This window comes from Plantibacter flavus, assembly GCF_900177615.1.
Lineage (GTDB): Bacteria > Actinomycetota > Actinomycetes > Actinomycetales > Microbacteriaceae > Plantibacter > Plantibacter flavus.
In genome coordinates this window covers 204,421-223,312 of sequence record NZ_FXAP01000002.1, presented here as the reverse complement: position 1 = coordinate 223,312, position 18,892 = coordinate 204,421, and the positions used below count along the sequence as shown (strand labels likewise).

The window sequence follows — 18,892 nt, the reverse complement described above, 5'->3', positions numbered from 1 at the left end:
CTTTCTGTTGGTGCGGTGGAACGGTGTGCGATGGAACGGTCTGAGCTGGTGGAACGGGCGTCCCGCGGGTCAGCTCGAGGCGGTGGCCGGGCTGTCCGTCGTCACGTCCGCCTCGATCTGCGAGGTGTGGGCGACGCCGACGCCTCGGACCAGGCCGAGCTTGCCGGCGGCGATGTACAGCACCATCGAGAGGATGAGCGACAGGACGGCGGGGATGCCCCAGGTGACGAAGTAGCCGGTGATCGCGGACACGGCCCAGATGATGATGGTCGCCGGGACGATGCGCGGGGCGGTCGTGGGCAGGCGGCCCGAGGCGCGGGTCTCGTCGAGCTCGCCGCGCCAGCGCTTCACGATGAAGTACTCGGCGACCATGATGCCGGCGATGGGCGGGAAGGCGACGCCGAGGATGATGAGGAAGCCGGAGAACTGACCGAGGATGCCGACCGCCGCGAGGATGGAGCCGACCACGCCGAGCACGATGGTGGTGGTCACGCGGTTGAGGTTCTTGCCGAACGCGGTCGAGATGAAGTTGACCAGCCCGAGCGTCGACGAGTACAGGTTCCAGTCGTTGATCTTGAGCGTCCCGGTGATGACGATGATGAGGCCGATGAGCCCCACCGACGACGTGACGATCGCGACGACGTTGCCCGAGGCTGCTGCGTGGGCGAGCAGGACCCCGGAGAGGCCGATGACGAACTCACCGAGCGAGACGCCGACGACGGTCTGCTTGATGACGTCGGCGCGGGACCGGTTGAACCGGGTCATGTCGGCGGTGATGATGGCACCGACGATGAGGCCGCCCGCGACGATGCCGGTGCCGGCCCAGACGCTCATGGTGGGGCCGGGTGCCGGGCCCGTGACGAGTTCCATGAAGTCGTGCTGGGTGAGTTCGCTGATGATCGACCAGCCGACGAGGATGAGGAACAGCGGGACGGTGATGTTCGCGAGCCACTGCATGCCCTTGAACCCGTAGGCGACGATGGCGGTGACGGCGAGGCCGAAGATGAGGCTCCAGGCCCAGACCGGCATGAAACCGGGAAGGAGGGCGTCGAGCGATTCTGCGGAGATCGCGCTCTGGATGCCGAACCATCCGATGAGGCTGATGCCGATCGCGAGTCCGACGAGGGACGCGCCGATCTCGCCGAAGCCGGTCCAGCGGGCGAGGAGGGCGGTGTTGAGGCCCTCCTTCTGGCCGATGATGCCGACGATGCACATGATCACCTCGAGGATGATCGAGCCGAGGAGCAGGGCGAGGAAGGCCTCGCCGAAGGTCATGCTGTAGCCGAGGGTGGCGCCGAGGAGGAACTGGGACAGGGCCGACACCTGTCCGAAGCGTTGGACGGCGATGCCGAACCAGGGCTTCTGTGCGTCGGGACGGACGCGGGACAGGGCGAAGTCGTCTGCGTGTGCCATGCGAGCCATGCTGGTCTCCAGAAGTGGGGGAGGGAGCGGTGCGGGTGGCGGCAACGTTACTGGCGGCTCGCCCGCAGCAGAATGTGCATGATGCAGGAATGTGCGCGCGATATCAGCACTCTGCACAGACGCCCCGTCCCTGAGCTTGTCGAAGGGCGGTGTCCTCCGTGTGCACTTCGACAGGCTCAGTGACCGGGGAAGGTGGCTCAGTGACCGGGGAAGGTGCCTTGATCGGTTCCGGTCCCTGAGCTTGTCGAAGGGCGGTGTCCTCCGTGTGCACTTCGACAGGCTCAGTGGCCGGGGAAGGTGGCTCAGTGACCGGGGAAGGTGGCTTGATCGGTTTCCGGTTCCTCAGCACGCGTTCCGGTCCCTGAGCTTGTCGAAGGGCGGTGTCCTCCGTGTGCACTTCGACAGGCTCAGTGACCGGGGAAGGTGGCTCAGTGACCGCGGGAAGGTGGCTCAGTGACCGGGGAAGGTGGCTCAGTGACCGCGGGAAGGTGGCTCAGTGACCGGGGAAGGTGCCTCAGTGACCGGGGAAGGTGGCTTGATCGGTTCCGGTCCCTGAGCTTGTCGAAGGGCGGCGTTGTCCGTGTGCGCCTTCCGGCTCAGAGCGCTCGCTGGATCACCTCGAAGGTGCGTGCACCGTCGAGCGCCGCCATGTCGTGGCGGATCCCCGGGAACCGGGTGACGGTCCAGCCGAGCCGTTCGTACTGCTCGATGTCCGCTCGCGGAACGACGAGCTTCGCGTCGTCCGACAGCACCAGCGTCGAGGGCACGATCGGCGCCGAGGGCGTCACCGGGTTCGCTGCGACGTCGTGCAGCACTTCCGCGACCATCGAGCGGTCCCACGCGGCATGGGCGGCCTCGGCGAGCGCGACATTCGCGGGACCCGTCGCAGGGTCCGTGCGGTCGTAGAGCCAAGCCAGGAGCCGTGGCAGCCCTGGGATGGCCCAGAACAGGCGGGCTCCGAGCCCACGTCCGGGGAGTTTCAGCCCGAACCCGGGATCGAGGTAGATCGCGTGCGCCGGGCGGAGCGGCCCCACGATGTCGATGAGGAGCCGCCCGCCGAGGGAGTGGCCGACGATCGCGTCGAGGCCGGTCGGCAACGTCTCGGCGAGGTCGGCCGCGAGCGAGGCGATGTCATACCGCTCGCCCCGGGGTCGATCGGCTCGCGGGCTGGAGCCGTGACCGCGGAGGTCGACGAGCAGGAACGCGTACCGCTCCGGGTCGGACGCTGCGACGACGTCGGTCCAGGCGGCTCCGTCGGCCAGGAACCCGTGAATGAGGGCGATCCGGACCGGTCCGCGCCCGCGTTCCTCGACGTGCAGTCGCATGGTCCTCCTCCGTCGGGGTTGGGGACGACTCTACGCGGCGTCGCTGTGCACAGGATCGAACGAGCGACCAGGCATATGCGAGTCAGGGGGTGCCCCGCCGTAGGATGTCGGGATCAGTGCGGTTGACATCAAGCCCGGGGGAGCGACCTGTGGAACGTAACGTGATTTTCACTCCGAACGCACCTTGGTCCCCTGGGGGTTCCAGCCAAGCGATCGCGCACGACGGTGTGCTCTACGTGTCTGGTCAGCTTCCGATCGATCCGGCGACTGGTCAGATGCTGCCTCGGCCCCTGAACCCGGCATTCGGCGGTGGTCCGCAAGCGGTCAGCGCGCAGATGAGACAGTGCCTGACGAATCTCGACGCCATCTGTCGGGCTGCTGGGGCCGACCTCTCCCAGGCGATCAAGCTCACCATCTATACGCCCATGTTGATCGAACTCGCCCCCACCATCGATCGTGTGTACCGTGAATCCTTCACCGACGCCCCTCCGGCACGATCGATGATCGGTGTGAACGTGCTGCAGGGCAATGCGCTCGTGCAGATCGACGCGATCGTGCCGCTCAGCTGACACCGCCGCTCAGCTGAGACCGCCGCTCCGCTGAGACCGCTGCTCAGGAGCGCACGAGCAACCAGGCGAAGGCGCCGAAGGACACGAGTCCGAGTGCTGCGCCGACGATCGACCCGATGAGGCTGAAGGTGGGCCAGGGGGCGCCGGGTTGGCGACTCATCCTGATGCCCTGGACCGCGAACAGCAGGGGCACGAAGCAGGCGAGCACCGAGAACGTCCATGACCCGCCGTCTCTCGCCGTCGACGCGACGATGTAGATGGAGAACGCGGCGATGGCGATGCTGAGGATCGCACACGCGCGTGCCGAGATCGGTTCGTTCTTCGCAGCCATGGGCACAGGGTATCGACTGGTGCCAGTCACCGACCAGAGCAGAATGGAGGGCATGACCGACGCGACTCCGCCGACCCGGACGGAACGACTGACGCTCGCCCGCCCCGCCGAGCGCGACCTGCCGGAGCTCCACGACCTCCATGCCGACCCCGCGGTCTGGACGCACCTGCCGTCCGCCCGACACACGGCGCTCGCCGAGACTCGTGAGCTGATCGAGCGGTACCAGGCCGGCTGGGAGGCGAACGGTCTCGACGTGTGGGTGGCGCGCGACACCGCGACGGGTGCCTTGGTCGGCATCGGCGGCCCGAGCCTGCGGGGAGGGGTCGCCTGGAACCTCTACTACCGTCTGGCGCCCGCGGCCTGGGGGCGCGGATACGCACAGGAGCTCATCGCGGCCGCGCGAGCCGCGGCATCGGCGTCGGCACCGGATCTGCCCGTCGTGGCGTTCCTCCTGGAGCACAACGAGGGTTCACGTCGGGCTGCCGAACGGGCGGGGTTGGAGGTCGTGTGGCGTGGCCCCGACGCGGGCAACCCGGATCCGGATGCCGTGCGCCTGGTGTTCGCCGACCGCGTGCTCAGCGACGAGGCGCTCCGCGTGTTCGTGGGCTGAACGACCGCTGCACCCGATCTCCGAGCGTGTCGAAGGACGCCGCTTCCGGGCGCGACCGGGTATTTTCGGGCAACCGGCCGCGAAACGCAAGCAGTCTGTTCACCGAAGACGTTCCTCGATACGGTTGGAAGATATGTCAGCCACGGTCGAGATGGAACACATGAGTCAGGTAGAACGCGAACGCCCGCTCCTGCGCAAGGGGAGCGAGGCGAGTTTCGTCCGGTGGGCCTTCGACGGTCGCTCCTGGTGCGCCGACCTCGTGAGCGGACAGTACCGAGGCGCGACGAAGACCGGGTGGCTCTTGCAGACCGAGAACGAGCAGCGGGAACTCTCCAACCAGGAGTGGGCTCCCTGCATGGCGTGAGCGCCGCACACGCTCCCTTACTTGAACGCGATCGCGTTCGGCGGTGACCCCACTCCACCAGGGATGTAGAGCGGCTTGCACGTGACGAAGCACTCGTAGACGCCGTCGGCCGCGCAATCGTCGGCGAGTTCGTCCAGTCGCCACAGCTCGCCGAGCGCCATGCCCAGCAGGGCGATGAGCGGCCGGTGGAGCATGCCGCTGTGATCGACCCCGCGCTCGGGAGGCCGGTCCTCCGGCGACCGGAAGTCGCTCTCGACGACCGGGTCGGCCTCGACGGCGAGGTTGTCCGCAGCGACCAGGGCGATCTCGTGGTTCCAGAGCCAGCGGAGCACGGACTCCCGTTGCGCCAGGCCGGGTGATCGCCGCCACGGGGTGGCGAGACGCTCCGCCGGGGTCTTCGCGAGGTACTGCTCGGCCCAGGCGGTCCGGAGGAGGAGGAGTTCGCCACCGTGCCAGGTGACCCCCTGATGCTCGGCGATGGCGTCGAGGAGTGGTGCGTCGATCGCGATCGTGGACGACGGGTCGTAGGCCCGGCCGGTCGCTGCGAAGTATCGCGGGACGTCGAGGAGCACCCCGCGGCCGGCGATACCGGCGTCGGCCCAGGTGTGCACGCCGAGACGGGTCGACGTCGCGTCGTTCGCCTCAGCACTCAACCCGTTGTAGAAGCCGTGCTGCGGGTGGCCGATGTGGCGGAGGGCGTCGATCTGCGACGACGACTGGAGGTAGAACGAGTCGAGGTAGTCGTCCCGGTGCCACTCGTTGTTCGAGAACACGTGGTGCTCGAGCGCGCGCCTGGTGCCGGTCGGGTACGGCTCGAACGCGGTGACCGGATGGTCGAGCCCGAATCGCCGACCGGTCCTGATGAGGCCTGCGGCGTGCGCGACGCGTTCGGGCGTCAGGAAGTTGACGGTTCCGAGCTCGTCGTCCGGTCCGAAGGCCGACCAGCTCGATCCGGGTGGGGTGGCTCTGGTGAGCTCGTCATAGTTCGGAATGGTCATCGGTGGATCCGTCCGGTCTGCCGCGGAGCTCGTTGCTCAACGCGGTCGTCGTGCGCAGGAGCGCGGTGATGATGGGGGAGTCGGCACTGAGGTCGGCGTCGGGGTCGGCGCCGAGCAGCCCGACCGTCGCGGCGATGCCGTACTCGTCGAACACCGGTGCTGCAGCGGTGAACACGCCGCCCGACTGGGAGGCGATGCAGTAACCGGAGCGACGCGCGGTGTAGACCGCCGCCTCCAGCTCGGCTCGCTGCGCCGAGGTCGACCCCTCGGTCATCCAGCCGAACGCGCGCTCGTCCGTCAGATGCGCCAGGAACACTCTGGTCTGGGCGGCGGTCGCATCGAGGCCGGTGCCGGCCCGGACCGTCACGACGGCGGAGCGGGTGCGGTCCTCCTCGACGAGCGTGACGACCGGCCCGCGTGCGCCCCAGAGGCTGAGCACCGCCGTCATGCGGACGGCGGCGCTCAGCTCGGCGAGGTGCGGTGGTGCGACCTCGGTGACCCGGCGGCGGCTCAGCGCGTGGATGCCGAGCTGGAGCATGAGCCCGCCGAGGACGAAGGTGCTCCGCCGTGGGCCGCGGTCGAGGATGCCGGCGGTCACCATCGATGCGCAGTAGCGGTAGGCGGTGGTGCGATTGAGTCCCAACCGCTCGGCCACTTCCGCCGCCGTCAGCTCCGTGGTGTGTGGGCCGAACAGTGAGCAGATCTGTCCGACCCGGTCCACCGCCTGGATGTCCGACCCGGATGCTTCGCCCGTTCCGTCGTTGTTCGCCATGACTGAAGCGTAGTTCAGCTGGAGAACACGCCCGGGTGGTCGGAGCATCGGTCCGGGTCACGGGATCACCCGGCGAGCCAGGTGGTCAGCTTGGTCGTCGTGTCGTTGAAGTTGTCCGTGTACCAGTCGATGTCCTGCAGGACGGTCTCGCCCGTGTTGGTCGGACCGTACACCTCGACCTGCTCGGTGAACTCGTCGAGCTTCGGCTTCGCCGCCGTGTTGACGGGTGCGACGCCGAGCAGCTCCGAGATCTTGGCGACCTGCTCGGGTTCGACGACGCTCGAGATGAAGTCGACGGCGGCCTGCTTGTTCGGCGCGCCCTTCGGGATGGCGAAGGCGTTCAGCGAGGCGACGGTCACGTCCCACACGATCGTCATGTCGAAACCGTTCTGGAGCAGCGGGACCAGTCGCGAGTCGGGCAGGAGGAACATGTCCACCTGGTTCGCCTCCACCGCCTGCTGCAGGGCGCCGACGTTCGGTGCGAACGTGGTGACGTCGCGGATCTCGTCGAGCTTGTCGAGGGCGCGGTCGACGTCGAGCGGGTAGAGGTCGTCGGGCTTGACCCCGTCGGCGAGGAGTGGGTACTCGAGGATGCCGTTCTGCAGGTTGGTGACGATGCCGCGCTGGCCCGGGAACTGCTCGGTGTCGAAGAAGTCCGCTACGGACTCCGGGCCCTTGCCCTTCGGGAAGGCGTCGGTGCGGTACGCGATCGGGGTGGCGTTGATCCAGTTCCCGAGGTAGCACTCACCGACGGTGCCCTCGACGAGGTCGGTCTGGTCGACGTCGCTGAGGTCGAGCTTCTCGAAGAGCGTGCCGCAGTTCTGCTGCGCCGCGTAGGGTGCCGTCGCCATGACGTCCCACTGCACGGAGCCGCTCTCGACCTGCGCCTTCACCTGCGCGACGTCCGGCGGGGAGGTGTTGACGAAGGTGACGTTCGGGTGCGCCGTCGTGTACGGCTCCTGCCAGGCTTCGACCTGGGCGTCCTGCCCGCCGCCCCCGTAACCGACGAAGGTGATCGTGGCGGCCGCGTCGTCGCCGGCCGCAGCCGAGCCGCTCGGGGCGGCGTCTCCGCCGCTCGCGCAGCCGGACAGCAGCGCCGTGATCGCGACGGTGCTCACCCCGATGGCGAAACGGGTGCGTCGGGTGCGAGCGTTGTTGTTCGTGATGGTGGATCTGGAGGTGGAGCTGGGCGCCATTGTCGTCTCCTCTGGATGGGCGCTCCGACGGGCGTCGGGCGCAGGGTTGGTGTTCGGGTGTTCGGGTGTTCGGGTGTTCGGGTGTTCGGGTGCTTCGGCTCAGGCGGCGACGATGCGCTGCCGCTCCGGCTTCCACCAGGCGGTGACGGTGTCGCCGATCGCGTGGGCGGCGTCGAGCGCGTCGATCCGGGCTCGGCCGAGCTGGCCCGATCGACCGAGGTCGAGCATCGCCGTGCGGTAGGAACCCATGTACTCGAGGTCACGGACGACCGCCTGAACGGTGTTGCTGCCAGCGGGGACGGCGGTCGCATCGTGGGTGATGCGCACGTCCTCAGGTCGCACGACGACCGCCCCGTGGACGCCGACACCGGGGTGGTCGGCGACGGTGGTCGGATCGATGGACCAGGTGTTGCCCTCCCAGCCGGCCTGCGGGCCGAACGCCGAACCGCCGAGGTCGAAGACGTTCGAATCGCCCAGGAACGTCGCGGTGAAGAGGGTGTCCGGCTCGTGGTAGAGCTCCTCAGGGGAGCCGACCTGCTCGATGCGTCCGCTGTTGAAGAGGGCGATGCGGTCGGAGAGGTTCATCGCCTCCTCCTGGTCGTGGGTGACGAAGACGAACGTGGAGCCGACCTCCCGGTGGATGCGCCGGATCTCCATCTGCAGTGCGCCGCGGAGGTTGCGGTCGAGGGCTCCGAGGGGTTCGTCGAGCAACAGGGCCGCCGGGTTGAAGACGATCGCCCGTGCGAGGGCGACGCGCTGCTGCTGTCCGCCGGAGAGCTGGGACGGGTAGTTGCCGTCACGGCCGGGCAGCTGCACGAGCTCGAGCACCTCGGCGACGCGACGGGTGATCTCCGCCTTCGGCAGCTTCCGTTCCCGGAGGGGGTAGCCCACGTTCTGCGCGACCGTCATGTGCGGGAAGAGCGCGTAGTTCTGGAAGAGCATGCCGAGGTTGCGCTTGTGCGGCGGCAGGGAACCGACGTCGGTCCCGTTCAGGTCGATGGTTCCAGCGGTGAGCGTCTCGAACCCCGCGATGAGGTTGAGCGTCGTGGTCTTCCCCGATCCGCTCGGGCCGAGCAGGGTCATGAACTCGCCCGGCTGGATCGTGAGCGAGATGTCGTCCACGGCCGGGATGGCGAGGCCGTAGTCCTTCGTCACGCCCGAGAGGCGGATCTGGGTGCCCTGCCGGGCAGCGGTCTCTTGCGAGGGGGCGGTGGTGTCTGATCGCGAGATGGTCACGACGGCTCCTAACGGTTCTTGGTGCGGCTGCCGATGAGCATGGGCACCAGGAAGATGATGGTGACCGCGACGACGACGAGGCTCGACGACGCGGAGATGGTGGGGTCGAGCTCGAAGGTGACGCTGTTGTACATCTGCACGGGCAGCGTCTGGAAGGTGGGCGAGCGGAGGAAGAGGGCGATGACGACCTCGTCGAAGGAGGTGACGAAGGCGAAGATCGCTCCGGTCAGGACGCCGCGACTGATGAGCGGCATCGTCACGGTGATGAAGGAACGCAGCGGGGAGGCGCCGAGCGATGCGGAGGCCCGGAGCAGCTTCGGGTCGAACCCGCCGAGCGCCGTGGTGACGGACACGAGCACGAACGGGACTCCGAGAGCCGCGTGGGCCAGGACGTAGCCCAGCAGGCTGCCCGTCAGGTGCCACTGGAGGAACGACACGTAGACGGCCACGGCCACGACGATGGCCGGGGTGACCATCGAGATCATGAGCAGCGTGCGGAGGAAGCCGGCGAGCCGACCCGTCAGACGGTTCAGCCCGACCGCTGCGGCGGTGCCGACGAGGGTCGCGATGACCGCCGCCAGGATCGCCACGAGGAAGGAGTTGCCGAGCGAGGAGAGCCATTTCGGGTCGGTGAAGAAGTTCTCGTACCAGCGCAGGGAGAACTCCGTGGGCGGGAACTGGAACGCCGATGCGGCACTGAAGCTCAACGGGATCACGATGAGCGTCGGCAGGATGAAGTACAGCGCCACGAGCGTCCCGATGACCGTGAGCCACCACGGCACCGGGTCGATGCCCCGGTCCTTGCGCCGTACCCGGCGCGCGTCGGGGGAGGCGGACGGCCCGCGTGCGGTGAGGACGCTGCGGGTGTCGAGGTCGTCGACGTCGCTCAGCGCGGTCATGACTGCTCCTTGCTTCGGGCGGTGCTGGTGACGCCGATGGCCGAGATGGTCCCGCCGAAGCGGTTGGCCCAGGCGACCAGCGTCAGGGTGATGACGAGGACGAGGATGCCGAGCGCCCCGGCTCCGGCGAAGTCGAGCAGCTGCGTGGTCCGCTGAGCGAGCAGCTGGGCGATGAGCGACTGCTGGGGAGAGCCGAGGAGGGCCGGTGTGACGTAGAAACCGAGGCTCAGTGTGAAGACGAGGATGAGGCCGGACACGACGCCTCCCCGTGAGAGCGGCCAGTAGACCTTCCAGAACGCCACGAGCGGTGAGGACCCGAGGCCTCGGGCGGCGAGAAGGAGTTTCCGGTCGATGCCGCCGAGCGAGCTGTAGAGCGGGAGCACCATGAAGGGGAGGAGCACCTGACTCATCGCGATCGTGACGCCGACGACACTCCCCTGGAAGGTGACGTTGCCGAATCCGAAGAACTCGAAGACGCTCTGGACGGGTCCGCCACGCTGCAGCAGCACGATCCACGCGTAGTTGCGGGCCATGACGGACGTCCAGAACGGGACGAGCACGATGACCAGCAGAATCCCCCGCAGCCGCGGGCCGACCCGCGTCATCAGGTACGCGTAGGGGTAGCCGAGCAGGAATGCGACGACGGTGACGATGATCGCGGTCGACGCGGTCCGGCCGAGCACCGTGAGGGTGACCCCGTCGGTGAACAGGGAGGCGTAGTGGTCGAGCGTCACGTCCGGGGCGCCGAGACTGCGCACGAGGCTCTGTCCGAGCGGCGCCAGCAGGACCACGGCGAGCAGACCGAGCGCGGGCACCAGCATGAGCCAGGCCGGGCGCGGGAGCCGCCTGGTGGAGGGAGGGGAGGTGGTCGTCATGTGGTCATCCGTTCAGCATGGCGCTCAGCTGCTCGGCAGCCTCGCGCAGCATCGTCACGCGCTCCTCGGATTCCGTCGAGGAAGGGAGCATGGTCGTGGTACCCAGGACGGCCATGGCCGCCTGGACGTCGTCGGCGCCGAACACGGGTGCGGCCACCGAGGCCAGCCCGACCCGGCCGAGGTCCGCCCAGGCGATGCGATCGCGTCGGGCGAGGGCGAGTTCCGCGTGCTCGCGTTGCGCCTCCGCCGGCGCGAGACCGGCGTGCAGGCGCGACACGACCGCGGGGTCGGACTGGAAGGCGAGGAGTACGCGCGACTGCGCGGCCTTGATCTCCAACACCGTCCCGACCCGCACGGTGAGCACGATGGTGCCCTCGTTCGCCTCCTCCACGTGGCCGACGACGGCGCCGGAGCGGCCGAGGAAGCTCACGACGGCGGTGAGGCCGGTCCGGTCGGAGAGTTGACGGAGGAGCGACGGGGCGAGCGTCATGATCTGCTGACGCGTCGAGACGAGCCCCGAGAGCTGGTCGACGAGTGGGCCGGGGCCGTAGGAGGCACTCAGGAAGCCGGACGCCTGCATCGAGAGCAGGTATCGGTGTGCCGTCGTGCGGTTCAGGCCGAGTCGCTCCGAGACGAGTGCCGGTGAGAGGGTGCGGGTGTGCTGGTCGAACAGCGCCAGGACCATCGCCGCCCGTTCGATCGACTGGATGGAGCCGCGGTCGGTCTCGGGCAGCGGAATCGGTCGGGCGATGCCGGCGGTCGCGTCACTCATGTCACTCACCTCCTCGTCGAGGGTCGAAGCTGCTGATGTCGATCAGTACAGCAGGACTTTGTTCATAATGCAATCTATATTTCCGCATCATGAACAAGCGACCTGGCTTTTGTGGTGCTGATTTGCCTGATTTCGCTGGACAGTCAGGATCAGTGTGCGTAATCTGAACCAAAAGTACGCAATCCGAACACAAGGAGGTTCTCGGATGCTCGCCACCGAAGACGCACCGATCCCATCGCCCGCGCTGTTGAAGGTCCTGGACGGAGCCGTCGATCTGCACGTGCACTCCGGCCCCAGCCCGTTCCCGCGACGGCTCAACCACGTGGAGGCGTCCTACGACGCCGCCCGCATCAACCTGCGGGCGATCCTCATCAAGTCGCACCACCACAACACCGTCATGGACCTCCTCGCCATGCAGGACCTCCTGAAGGACGCCCCCACGCCGGCCTACGGCGGTGTCGCGCTCAACTCCGAGGTCGGCGGGGTCAACCCCTCCGCCGTAGCCGTCGCGATCCAGATGGGTGGCCGCGCCGTGTGGGGCCCGACGGTCTCCGCCGGTCAGCACATCCGTGCGCACAGCCACGACGACGGCTTCCCCACCGCCGGCTCCAACCTCGAGGAACGTGAGGAGTCCATCTGGGCGGCGGACGGCAACGTCTCGGCCGAGACCGTCCGCGTCACCCAGCTCGTCGGTGAGGCCGGCATCATGCTCTCCGGTGGCCACCTCGACGCCGAGTCGATGAAGGCGCTGTTCTCCACCGCGAAGGACAACGGCGTCACCCGACTCCTCCTGCACCACCCCGACTTCATCATCAACGCCTCCGACGGCGACGTGGAGGAGATGCTGGGGTACGGCGCCTTCGTCGAGCACGAGATGTCGATGTACCACCCGGACGTCCCCGCGCCCGGCTTCCCGATCAGCCGACTCGTCGACTGGATCGAGAAGGTCGGTCCTGAACGGACCGTCATCGACTCCGACCTCGGGCAGCTCACGAACCCCCTCCCGGTGGACGGCTACATCTACGTCATCCAGCAGTTGCTCGATCACGGGGTCGCGGAACGCGACATCCGCCAGATGATCTGCCGGAACACGGCCTTCCTCCTCGGCCTCGAGGAGACCATCTGATGCGCGCCGCCGAGCAGGTCATCATCAGTACCGCCGTCACGGGCTCGGTCAACGTCCCGTCTCAGAGCGACCACCTGCCGCTGAGCGCCGACCAGGTCGTCGCGTCGGCGCTCGAGGCGGTGGCGGCGGGCTCGGCGATCATCCACCTGCACGCCCGCCACCCCGACGGCCGCCCCGCCTGGGAAGCCGAGATCTACGAGGAGATCGTCCCACGCATCCTCGACGAGACCGACGTCGTCATCAACATCACGACGGGTGGCTCGTCGGCCATGACGATGGAGCAGCGGTTGGCCGGGGCGATGCGCTTCGCCCCGGAGCTGGCCTCGCTGAACATGGGGTCGATGAACTTCGTCTACTCGGGGATCGCCGACAAGGTCACGGAGTGGAAGCACGACTGGGAGCGCGAGTACGTGCTGAACACCTACTCGCAGCCCTTCATCAACTCGTTCGACCGCATCGAGCACACGCTGCGGGAGCTGGGCGACGGCCTCGGTACCCGTTTCGAGTACGAGTGCTACGACATCGGGCACCTGTACTCGCTCGCCCACTTCGCCGACCGGGGGCTCGCGAAGGCGCCGTTCCTCATCCAGGGGGTCTTCGGCATCCTCGGCGGGATCGGGGCCGACCACGAGAACCTCACACACATGGTCGCGATCGCGGACAAGCTTTTCGGAGACGACTACTCCTTCTCCGCCTTCGCGGCCGGCCGAGGCCAGATGCAGTTCGGCACGCACAGCGCCTGGCTCGGCGGACACGTCCGTGTCGGTCTCGAGGACAGCCTCTGGATCGGTAAGGGCGAACTCGCGACGAGCAACGCCCAGCAGGTCCGGAAGATCCGCGCCGTCGTCGAAGACCTGGGCAAGACGATCGCCACGCCCGCCGACGCCCGCCGCATGCTCCACCTCAAGGGTCTCGACCGCGTCACCCGCTGACCCGGTCCTCGCACCCACGACGTCCTCCCTCTCACGCAAGGAACCCCTATGACGATGTATGCCAAAGACGACATCCGCTCACGACTGGCCACGACGACACCCCCGTCCGCGTCGGCGGTCGATCCGGGCACACCGGTGAAACCGTCGCAGTGGATCGCGTTCCACGACGTCGAACCCACGGAGACCAGTCCGGCCGGCGGCCGCACCTGGATCGCCAGAGCGGCCAACCTCGTGATCGCCTACTCCGACGCTCGCGCCGGGGATCGGTTCGCCCGCACCGGGCAGCCCGACGAGTACGCCGTCCTCCTGTACTCGGACAGTGCCGCGCTCCGGATCACGGCGGGCGGGGAGGAGGCCTCGGTCGACGAGGAGGCGTTCGTCGTCGTCCCGCCCGGCGACAGCGAGATCGAGGTCCTGACCGACGGCCCGGTCATCCGCCTGTTCTCCACCCGCGCGGAGGACCTCCTGCAGCAGGCCTCGAACGCCGACGCGTACGCCGAACCGGACCGACGGGCCGCACCACTCGTCCCGTGGCCAGACCCGGTCGGCGGCTTCGCGCTCCGGGTGTACCGTCTGGCCGACACCCCGATCGCCGAGGGACGGTTCGGCCGCATCTTCCGGACGACGAACCTGATGGTCAACTTCCTCGCCGAGGAACCCGCGCCGCGCGACGCCCACAAGCTCTCGCCCCACTTCCACGACGACTTCGAGCAGATCTCCTTCGGGGTGAAGGGGCGCTTCCGGCACCACATCCGCTATCCCTGGGGACCCGACTCGGCCACCTGGCGCGAGGACGAGCACGCGGAGATCGGCACGCCGTCGATCTGCATCATCCCGCCGCCCACGGTCCACACGACGCAGGGGATCGGCGAGCACCAGCAGTTGCTCGACATCTTCGCCCCGCCACGGGTCGACTTCTCGGCCTCCGGCTGGGTGTTGAACGCCGACGACTACCCGTCCGCGTGACCATGGCGACCAAGCGCACGAGCCGGTTCCGCGCCGCGCTCACCGACCCCTCCGGGCCGGCCCTCGGCACCTGGGTGAAGCTCCCCGCCATGGAGAGCATGGAACTCGTGGCGCTCGCCGGCTTCGACTTCGCGGTCATCGACCTCGAACACTCGCCGATGAGTCTCGAGACGGCTGCACAGCACATCGGGGTGGCGTTGCTCGCCGGCGTCTCACCGATCGTGCGCATCCCGGCGCTCGACGGCGGGATCGTCCAGCGGGTGCTCGACGCCGGCGCGGAGGGGATCATGCTCCCGCACGTGGACTCGGTCGAGCAGGCCGAGGCCGCAGCAGCCGCCGTCCGCTTCGCGCCGCTCGGCACGAGGGGCGTCGGCAGCACGAGTCGAGCCGGGGCCTGGGGTGCGACCTCTCGGGAGGAGTACCTGCGCTTCGGCCAGGAGGAGGTCGTCCTGATCGCTCAGATCGAGAGCGCCGCCGCCGCGCGGGCAGCCGGTGCGATCGCCGCGGTCGCGGGCGTCGACGCGCTCCTGATCGGCGCGGCCGACCTCTCGACGAGCGAGGGTCGTAGCGAGTCCGACCCGGTCGTCACCGCGCTCATCGCCGACGCCGTCCGCGACACCGTCGCGGCCGGGAAGCCCATCGGCAACGCCGGGGGCGCCACCGCGGCCTCCGTCCAGACCTCGGTCGACGTCGGCTACCGCTTCACGCTGATGAGCAACGATGCCAGTCTGCTCGGAGGGGCTGCGGCCGCGGCCGTGCAGGCGGGACGTTCGGTGCGGTACGGCCGATGACCGCCGGACACCTCGACCCCCGATCCGCCCGACCCCCGATCCGCCCGACCCACCGAGCACCGCTCGCAACCGACCCGCTGGAAGGACCCCTCATGACCACAGCAGCCAACACGCCCCCGCAGCAGCCCCTCCTCGCGGGCAAGGTCGTCCTCGTGATCGGTGCGAGCGCCGGGATCGGTGCCGACGCGGCGCGCGTCTTCGCCGAGCACGGTGCCGCCGTCATGCTCGTGGCGCGCACCGAAGGACCGCTCCGGGCGGTGACCGACGAGCTGGTCGCGAACGGCTTCGACGCCGCGTCGACCACCGGGGACATCAGCGTCGGTGCCGACGTCGCGCGGATCGTCGACGCCACGGTCGAACGCTTCGGCAGGCTCGACGGCGCGTTCAACAACGCGGCCCTCACCCAGGCCGGACGCCTGGACGAGGTGACCGAGGACGACTTCGACCGCATCCTCGCCGTCAACGTGAAAGGTGTGTGGCTCTGCATGCGTGAGGAGCTCCGGATCATGCGTGCGGCCGGAGCCGGGTCGATCGTCAACGTCAGCAGCATCGGCGGTCTCCGCGGGAGCTCGGGCATGGGCGCGTACCAGGCCACGAAGCACGCGGTGATCGGCCTCACCCGCACGGCCGCACACGACAACGGCCCGCTCGGCATCCGCGTGAACGCCCTGGCCCCCGGACCGACCGAGACACCGATGCTCGACCAGACGCGAGCCGCCATCCCCGGCGGGGTGGAGGCGCGGATCGCCGCGACTCCGCTCCGCAAGGCCGGGACGGGCGCCGAAGTCGGCGAAGCGGCCGCCTGGCTCCTCAGCGACCTCGCGAGCCACACGAGCGGCGTCGTCCTCCCGGTGGACGGTGGTTTCAGTGCCTGACGCCGAGCGCCGACCGACCATCACCCCCGCACCCTTCGACAGGACAGGAACCCCAGCATGACCGAGACCGGAACCCTCCGGCTGCCACCCCGCATCCACGTGGGCTTCGGCGTCCGCCACCAGCTCCCCGTGATCGTCGGCGAGCACGGGACGCGGGTGTTCGCCGTCGTCGACCCCTTCCTTGCCCGATCACCCGACTTCGTGACCATCGTCGACGCGTTGCGCGCCGGCGGGTCCGAGGTCGCCGTGTACACCGACGTCCTCCCGGAGCTGCCGGTCGACTCGCTCACCGAGGCCGGAGGCGTCGCCACCGCCTTCGCGCCTGACGTCGTCCTGGCCTACGGCGGCGGCAGCGCTCTCGATGCGGCGAAACTCATCGCCGTGCTCGTCGCGCACGGAGGAGTGCTCTCCGACTATTACGGCGAGAACAACGTGCCGGGGCCGATCCTGCCCATCGTGGCCGTGCCGACGACCGCCGGGACGGGGTCCGAGGTGACGCCGGTCGCGGTGATCTCAGACCCGGACCGGGAGATGAAGATCGGCGTGTCCAGCCATCACCTCATCCCGGTCGCGGCCGTCGTCGACCCGGAGCTGACGATCGGGGCTCCGCCGTCGGTCACCGCCTACGCCGGTGTCGACGCCCTCGTGCACGCCCTCGAGTCCTTCACCGCAGCGGATCTGCCGCTGGACTGGGAGACGCAGCTGCCCGTCTTCACCGGACAGAACCTCTTCGTGCAGCACCTGGCGCTCGAGGCGATCCGAAGGATCGCACCGAACCTGCCGAGGGCCGTCGCCGACGGGACGGACCGCGAGGCCCGTGCCGAGGTCGCCTACGGCAGCCTGCTCGCAGGGATGTGCTTCGGCCCCTCCGGGACGCACCTCTCGCACGCGGTGCAGTACCCGGTCGGTGCGATCACGAAGACGCCGCACGGGCTCGGCACCGGACTCATGATCCCCTACGTCCTCCAGGCGTGCGTACCCCTCATACCTGAGCGGCTGGCGGCTATCGGTGCCGCCCTCGGCGGTACGGAGACGGACATCCGCAGTGCAGCCCAGGACGCCGTGGACCGGGTCGCCGAGCTCTGCCGCACCATCGGCATCCCGACGAGCCTCGCCGAGATCGGCGTCCGAGCCGACCAGCTGCCGCGTATCGCGGAGCTGACGCTCCAGTCGAAGCGACTCGTCGACATCTCACCGATCGGCTCCGACCCGGAGCTCATCGACACCATCCTCCAGGCCGCCCACGCCGGCGACCGATCCGCCCTCCGAGCAGACACGGACGCACGATGACCACCACCACACCAGCCACGACCCTCAGCACCACGCGCACCGAGCCGATCGCGCAACTCTTCATCGACGGTGCCTGGCGGGCCGGTTCCGACGGAGGGACCTTCCCCGTCGTCGATCCCGCCGACGGCAGCACCATCGCCGACTTCGCCATTGCGAGTCGCGAGGACTGCCTCGCGGCCGTCGAGTCCGCCGCGCTCGCCCAGACCTCGTGGGCGGCGACCTCCCCGCGGGAGCGCAGCGAGCTCCTCCGGGCGGCCTACGAGGTCCTCACCGAGGAGGTGGAGACGCTCGCCGAGATCATGATCCGGGAGAACGGCAAGTCGTACCGCGACGCGATCGGTGAGGCGAACTACGCCAAGGAGTTCTTCCGGTGGTTCGCCGAGGAGGCCGTGCGGATCCCCGGCGAGTACCGCCTGTCCCCGAGCGGCGACAAGCGGATCGTCGTCGACCGGCAGCCCATCGGCGTCTCCCTCCTCATCACCCCGTGGAACTTCCCCGCCGCGATGGCCACCCGCAAGCTCGCACCGGCGCTCGCCGCCGGGTGCACGGTGATCCTCAAGCCCGCCCGGGAGACGCCGCTGGCCGCCGCGTTCGTCGTCGACGTGCTCCGCCGGGTCGGCTTCCCACCCGGCGTCGTCAGCCTCGTCACGCCTGTGCCGACCGGCCCCATCGTCGCCGAGATGCTCTCGCATCCTGCGGTGCGCAAGTTGTCGTTCACCGGCTCGACCGAGGTGGGGCGGGAGCTCCTGCACGCCTGCGCCGATACGGTCGTGAGCGCGTCCATGGAGCTCGGCGGCAACGCCCCGGTCGTCGTCCTCCCAGGGGCGGATCTGGAGCTCACGGTTCGCGAGTCGCTGCTCGCCAAGATGCGGAACGGCGGCTCGGCCTGCACGGCGGCGAACCGGTTCTACGTGCACTCGAGCATCCATGACGCCTTCGTGGCGCGCATGGCTGAGGAACTCGCGGCCGTCCGAGTCGGCTCCGGGCTCGACCACGACAACGACCTCGGCGCACTCGTCTCGGTGCGCGAACGCGACAAAGTGGCGGGACTCGTCGACGGTGCGGTGCGTGACGGTGCGACCGTCGTGCACGGCGGGCGCAGCTGGGAGGACGGCGCGTTCTACGACGCGACGCTCGTGACCGGTGTCCGCCACGGATCGGCGATCACGACCACCGAGATCTTCGGACCGGTCACCGCCGTGGTCCGCTACGACGACGTCGATGAGGCGGTCCGCATGGCGAACGACACCGTGTTCGGGCTCATGGCCTACGTGTTCGGTGAGGAGCGCGAGGCCGTCGCGGTCGCACGCCGGCTCGAGGCGGGCATGGTCGCGATCAACCGCGGTGTCGTGAGCGACCCGGCTGCACCCTTCGGCGGGGTCAAGCAGAGCGGTCTGGGACGCGAAGGGTCGAGCGAGGGGATCCTCGAGTTCCTGGAGGAGCAGTACATCGCCCTGACGTCGTGAGCGGGGTGAGCGGAACTGCGGCGGACTCGGCCCGACCGGCCGATGAGCTGGCAGGTCGGGGAGCGATACGGCATCGT

20 protein-coding genes are annotated in these 18,892 nt (G+C 68.9%); 10 read left to right on the top strand and 10 right to left on the bottom strand.

Translation table 11 applies throughout. The features are described 5' to 3' along the window. Positions 1–69: 69 nt before the first annotated feature. Positions 70–1,422, bottom strand: coding sequence for a purine-cytosine permease family protein (locus B9Y95_RS07495; protein WP_085511293.1), 1,353 nt, complete (start codon positions 1,420–1,422; stop codon positions 70–72). 596 nt (positions 1,423–2,018) lie between these two features. Then, positions 2,019–2,747 (bottom strand): alpha/beta hydrolase, encoded by a 729-nt coding sequence (locus B9Y95_RS07490; protein ID WP_085511292.1) that lies wholly within the window; start codon positions 2,745–2,747, stop codon positions 2,019–2,021. 149 nt (positions 2,748–2,896) lie between these two features. Here B9Y95_RS07490 and B9Y95_RS07485 point away from each other — a divergent pair, with 149 nt between their 5' ends. Continuing rightward, positions 2,897–3,316, top strand: coding sequence for a RidA family protein (locus B9Y95_RS07485; protein ID WP_159453342.1), 420 nt, complete (start codon positions 2,897–2,899; stop codon positions 3,314–3,316). A 43-nt stretch (positions 3,317–3,359) separates the two neighbouring features. Here the strand turns inward: B9Y95_RS07485 and B9Y95_RS07480 are convergent, their stop codons facing one another. Beyond that, positions 3,360–3,647, bottom strand: a complete 288-nt coding sequence (locus B9Y95_RS07480; protein ID WP_085511290.1) for a hypothetical protein — start codon at positions 3,645–3,647, stop codon at positions 3,360–3,362. A gap of 52 nt (positions 3,648–3,699) precedes the next feature. On the opposite strand from B9Y95_RS07480, the gene B9Y95_RS07475 reads away from it, so the two are divergent. Together B9Y95_RS07475 and B9Y95_RS07470 are read left to right on the top strand one after the other, a co-directional pair. Then, on the top strand, positions 3,700–4,257 hold the full coding sequence (locus B9Y95_RS07475) for a GNAT family N-acetyltransferase (protein ID WP_085511714.1): 558 nt from the start codon (positions 3,700–3,702) through the stop codon (positions 4,255–4,257). A 160-nt stretch (positions 4,258–4,417) separates the two neighbouring features. Next, positions 4,418–4,621: a hypothetical protein gene (locus tag B9Y95_RS07470; protein ID WP_124768057.1), complete on the top strand. Its 204-nt coding sequence runs from the start codon at positions 4,418–4,420 to the stop codon at positions 4,619–4,621. A gap of 17 nt (positions 4,622–4,638) precedes the next feature. On the opposite strand, the gene B9Y95_RS07465 is transcribed toward B9Y95_RS07470, so the two are convergent. From B9Y95_RS07465 to B9Y95_RS07435, 7 genes are all read right to left on the bottom strand, one after another. Continuing rightward, positions 4,639–5,619 carry a cyclase family protein gene (locus B9Y95_RS07465; protein ID WP_085511289.1) on the bottom strand — a complete coding sequence of 327 codons (981 nt, stop codon included), beginning with the start codon at positions 5,617–5,619 and terminating at the stop codon, positions 4,639–4,641. Further along, positions 5,600–6,391, bottom strand: a complete 792-nt coding sequence (locus B9Y95_RS07460; protein ID WP_159453341.1) for an IclR family transcriptional regulator — start codon at positions 6,389–6,391, stop codon at positions 5,600–5,602. Before B9Y95_RS07460 ends, B9Y95_RS07465 begins: the two co-directional genes overlap by 20 nt. Before the next feature lie 65 nt (positions 6,392–6,456). Then, the gene (locus tag B9Y95_RS07455) at positions 6,457–7,587 is read right to left on the bottom strand and encodes an extracellular solute-binding protein (protein WP_085511287.1); all 1,131 of its coding nucleotides are present in this window, start codon (positions 7,585–7,587) and stop codon (positions 6,457–6,459) included. 99 nt (positions 7,588–7,686) lie between these two features. After that, positions 7,687–8,823 (bottom strand): ABC transporter ATP-binding protein, encoded by a 1,137-nt coding sequence (locus B9Y95_RS07450; RefSeq protein ID WP_200811367.1) that lies wholly within the window; start codon positions 8,821–8,823, stop codon positions 7,687–7,689. A gap of 8 nt (positions 8,824–8,831) precedes the next feature. Then, positions 8,832–9,722 carry an ABC transporter permease gene (locus B9Y95_RS07445; protein ID WP_085511286.1) on the bottom strand — a complete coding sequence of 297 codons (891 nt, stop codon included), beginning with the start codon at positions 9,720–9,722 and terminating at the stop codon, positions 8,832–8,834. Further along, complete coding sequence (locus B9Y95_RS07440; RefSeq protein ID WP_085511285.1) at positions 9,719–10,597, bottom strand: ABC transporter permease; 879 nt, start codon at positions 10,595–10,597, stop codon at positions 9,719–9,721. Before B9Y95_RS07440 ends, B9Y95_RS07445 begins: the two co-directional genes overlap by 4 nt. A 4-nt stretch (positions 10,598–10,601) precedes the next feature. Continuing rightward, on the bottom strand, positions 10,602–11,369 hold the full coding sequence (locus B9Y95_RS07435) for an IclR family transcriptional regulator (RefSeq protein WP_085511284.1): 768 nt from the start codon (positions 11,367–11,369) through the stop codon (positions 10,602–10,604). 205 nt (positions 11,370–11,574) lie between these two features. On the opposite strand from B9Y95_RS07435, the gene B9Y95_RS07430 reads away from it, so the two are divergent. From B9Y95_RS07430 to B9Y95_RS07400, 7 genes are all read left to right on the top strand, one after another. Beyond that, complete coding sequence (locus B9Y95_RS07430; RefSeq protein ID WP_085511283.1) at positions 11,575–12,495, top strand: DUF6282 family protein; 921 nt, start codon at positions 11,575–11,577, stop codon at positions 12,493–12,495. After that, complete coding sequence (locus B9Y95_RS07425) at positions 12,495–13,427, top strand: 3,5-dioxohexanoate:acetyl-CoA acetone transferase (RefSeq protein ID WP_085511282.1); 933 nt, start codon at positions 12,495–12,497, stop codon at positions 13,425–13,427. The genes B9Y95_RS07430 and B9Y95_RS07425 overlap by 1 nt, the downstream gene beginning before the upstream one ends. A gap of 48 nt (positions 13,428–13,475) precedes the next feature. Continuing rightward, positions 13,476–14,393, top strand: a complete 918-nt coding sequence (locus B9Y95_RS07420) for a cupin domain-containing protein (protein ID WP_085511281.1) — start codon at positions 13,476–13,478, stop codon at positions 14,391–14,393. Between the two features lie 2 nt (positions 14,394–14,395). Continuing rightward, a complete protein-coding gene (locus tag B9Y95_RS07415; RefSeq protein ID WP_085511280.1) occupies positions 14,396–15,184 on the top strand; it encodes an HpcH/HpaI aldolase family protein in 789 nt (262 codons plus the stop codon). A 92-nt stretch (positions 15,185–15,276) separates the two neighbouring features. Continuing rightward, positions 15,277–16,059, top strand: coding sequence for an SDR family NAD(P)-dependent oxidoreductase (locus tag B9Y95_RS07410; RefSeq protein WP_085511712.1), 783 nt, complete (start codon positions 15,277–15,279; stop codon positions 16,057–16,059). Positions 16,060–16,116: 57 nt separating this feature from the next. Further along, positions 16,117–17,349, top strand: coding sequence for an iron-containing alcohol dehydrogenase (locus B9Y95_RS07405; RefSeq protein WP_085511279.1), 1,233 nt, complete (start codon positions 16,117–16,119; stop codon positions 17,347–17,349). Beyond that, a complete protein-coding gene (locus B9Y95_RS07400; protein ID WP_085511278.1) occupies positions 17,346–18,815 on the top strand; it encodes an NAD-dependent succinate-semialdehyde dehydrogenase in 1,470 nt (489 codons plus the stop codon). Before B9Y95_RS07405 ends, B9Y95_RS07400 begins: the two co-directional genes overlap by 4 nt. The last annotated feature ends 77 nt before the right edge of the window (positions 18,816–18,892 follow it).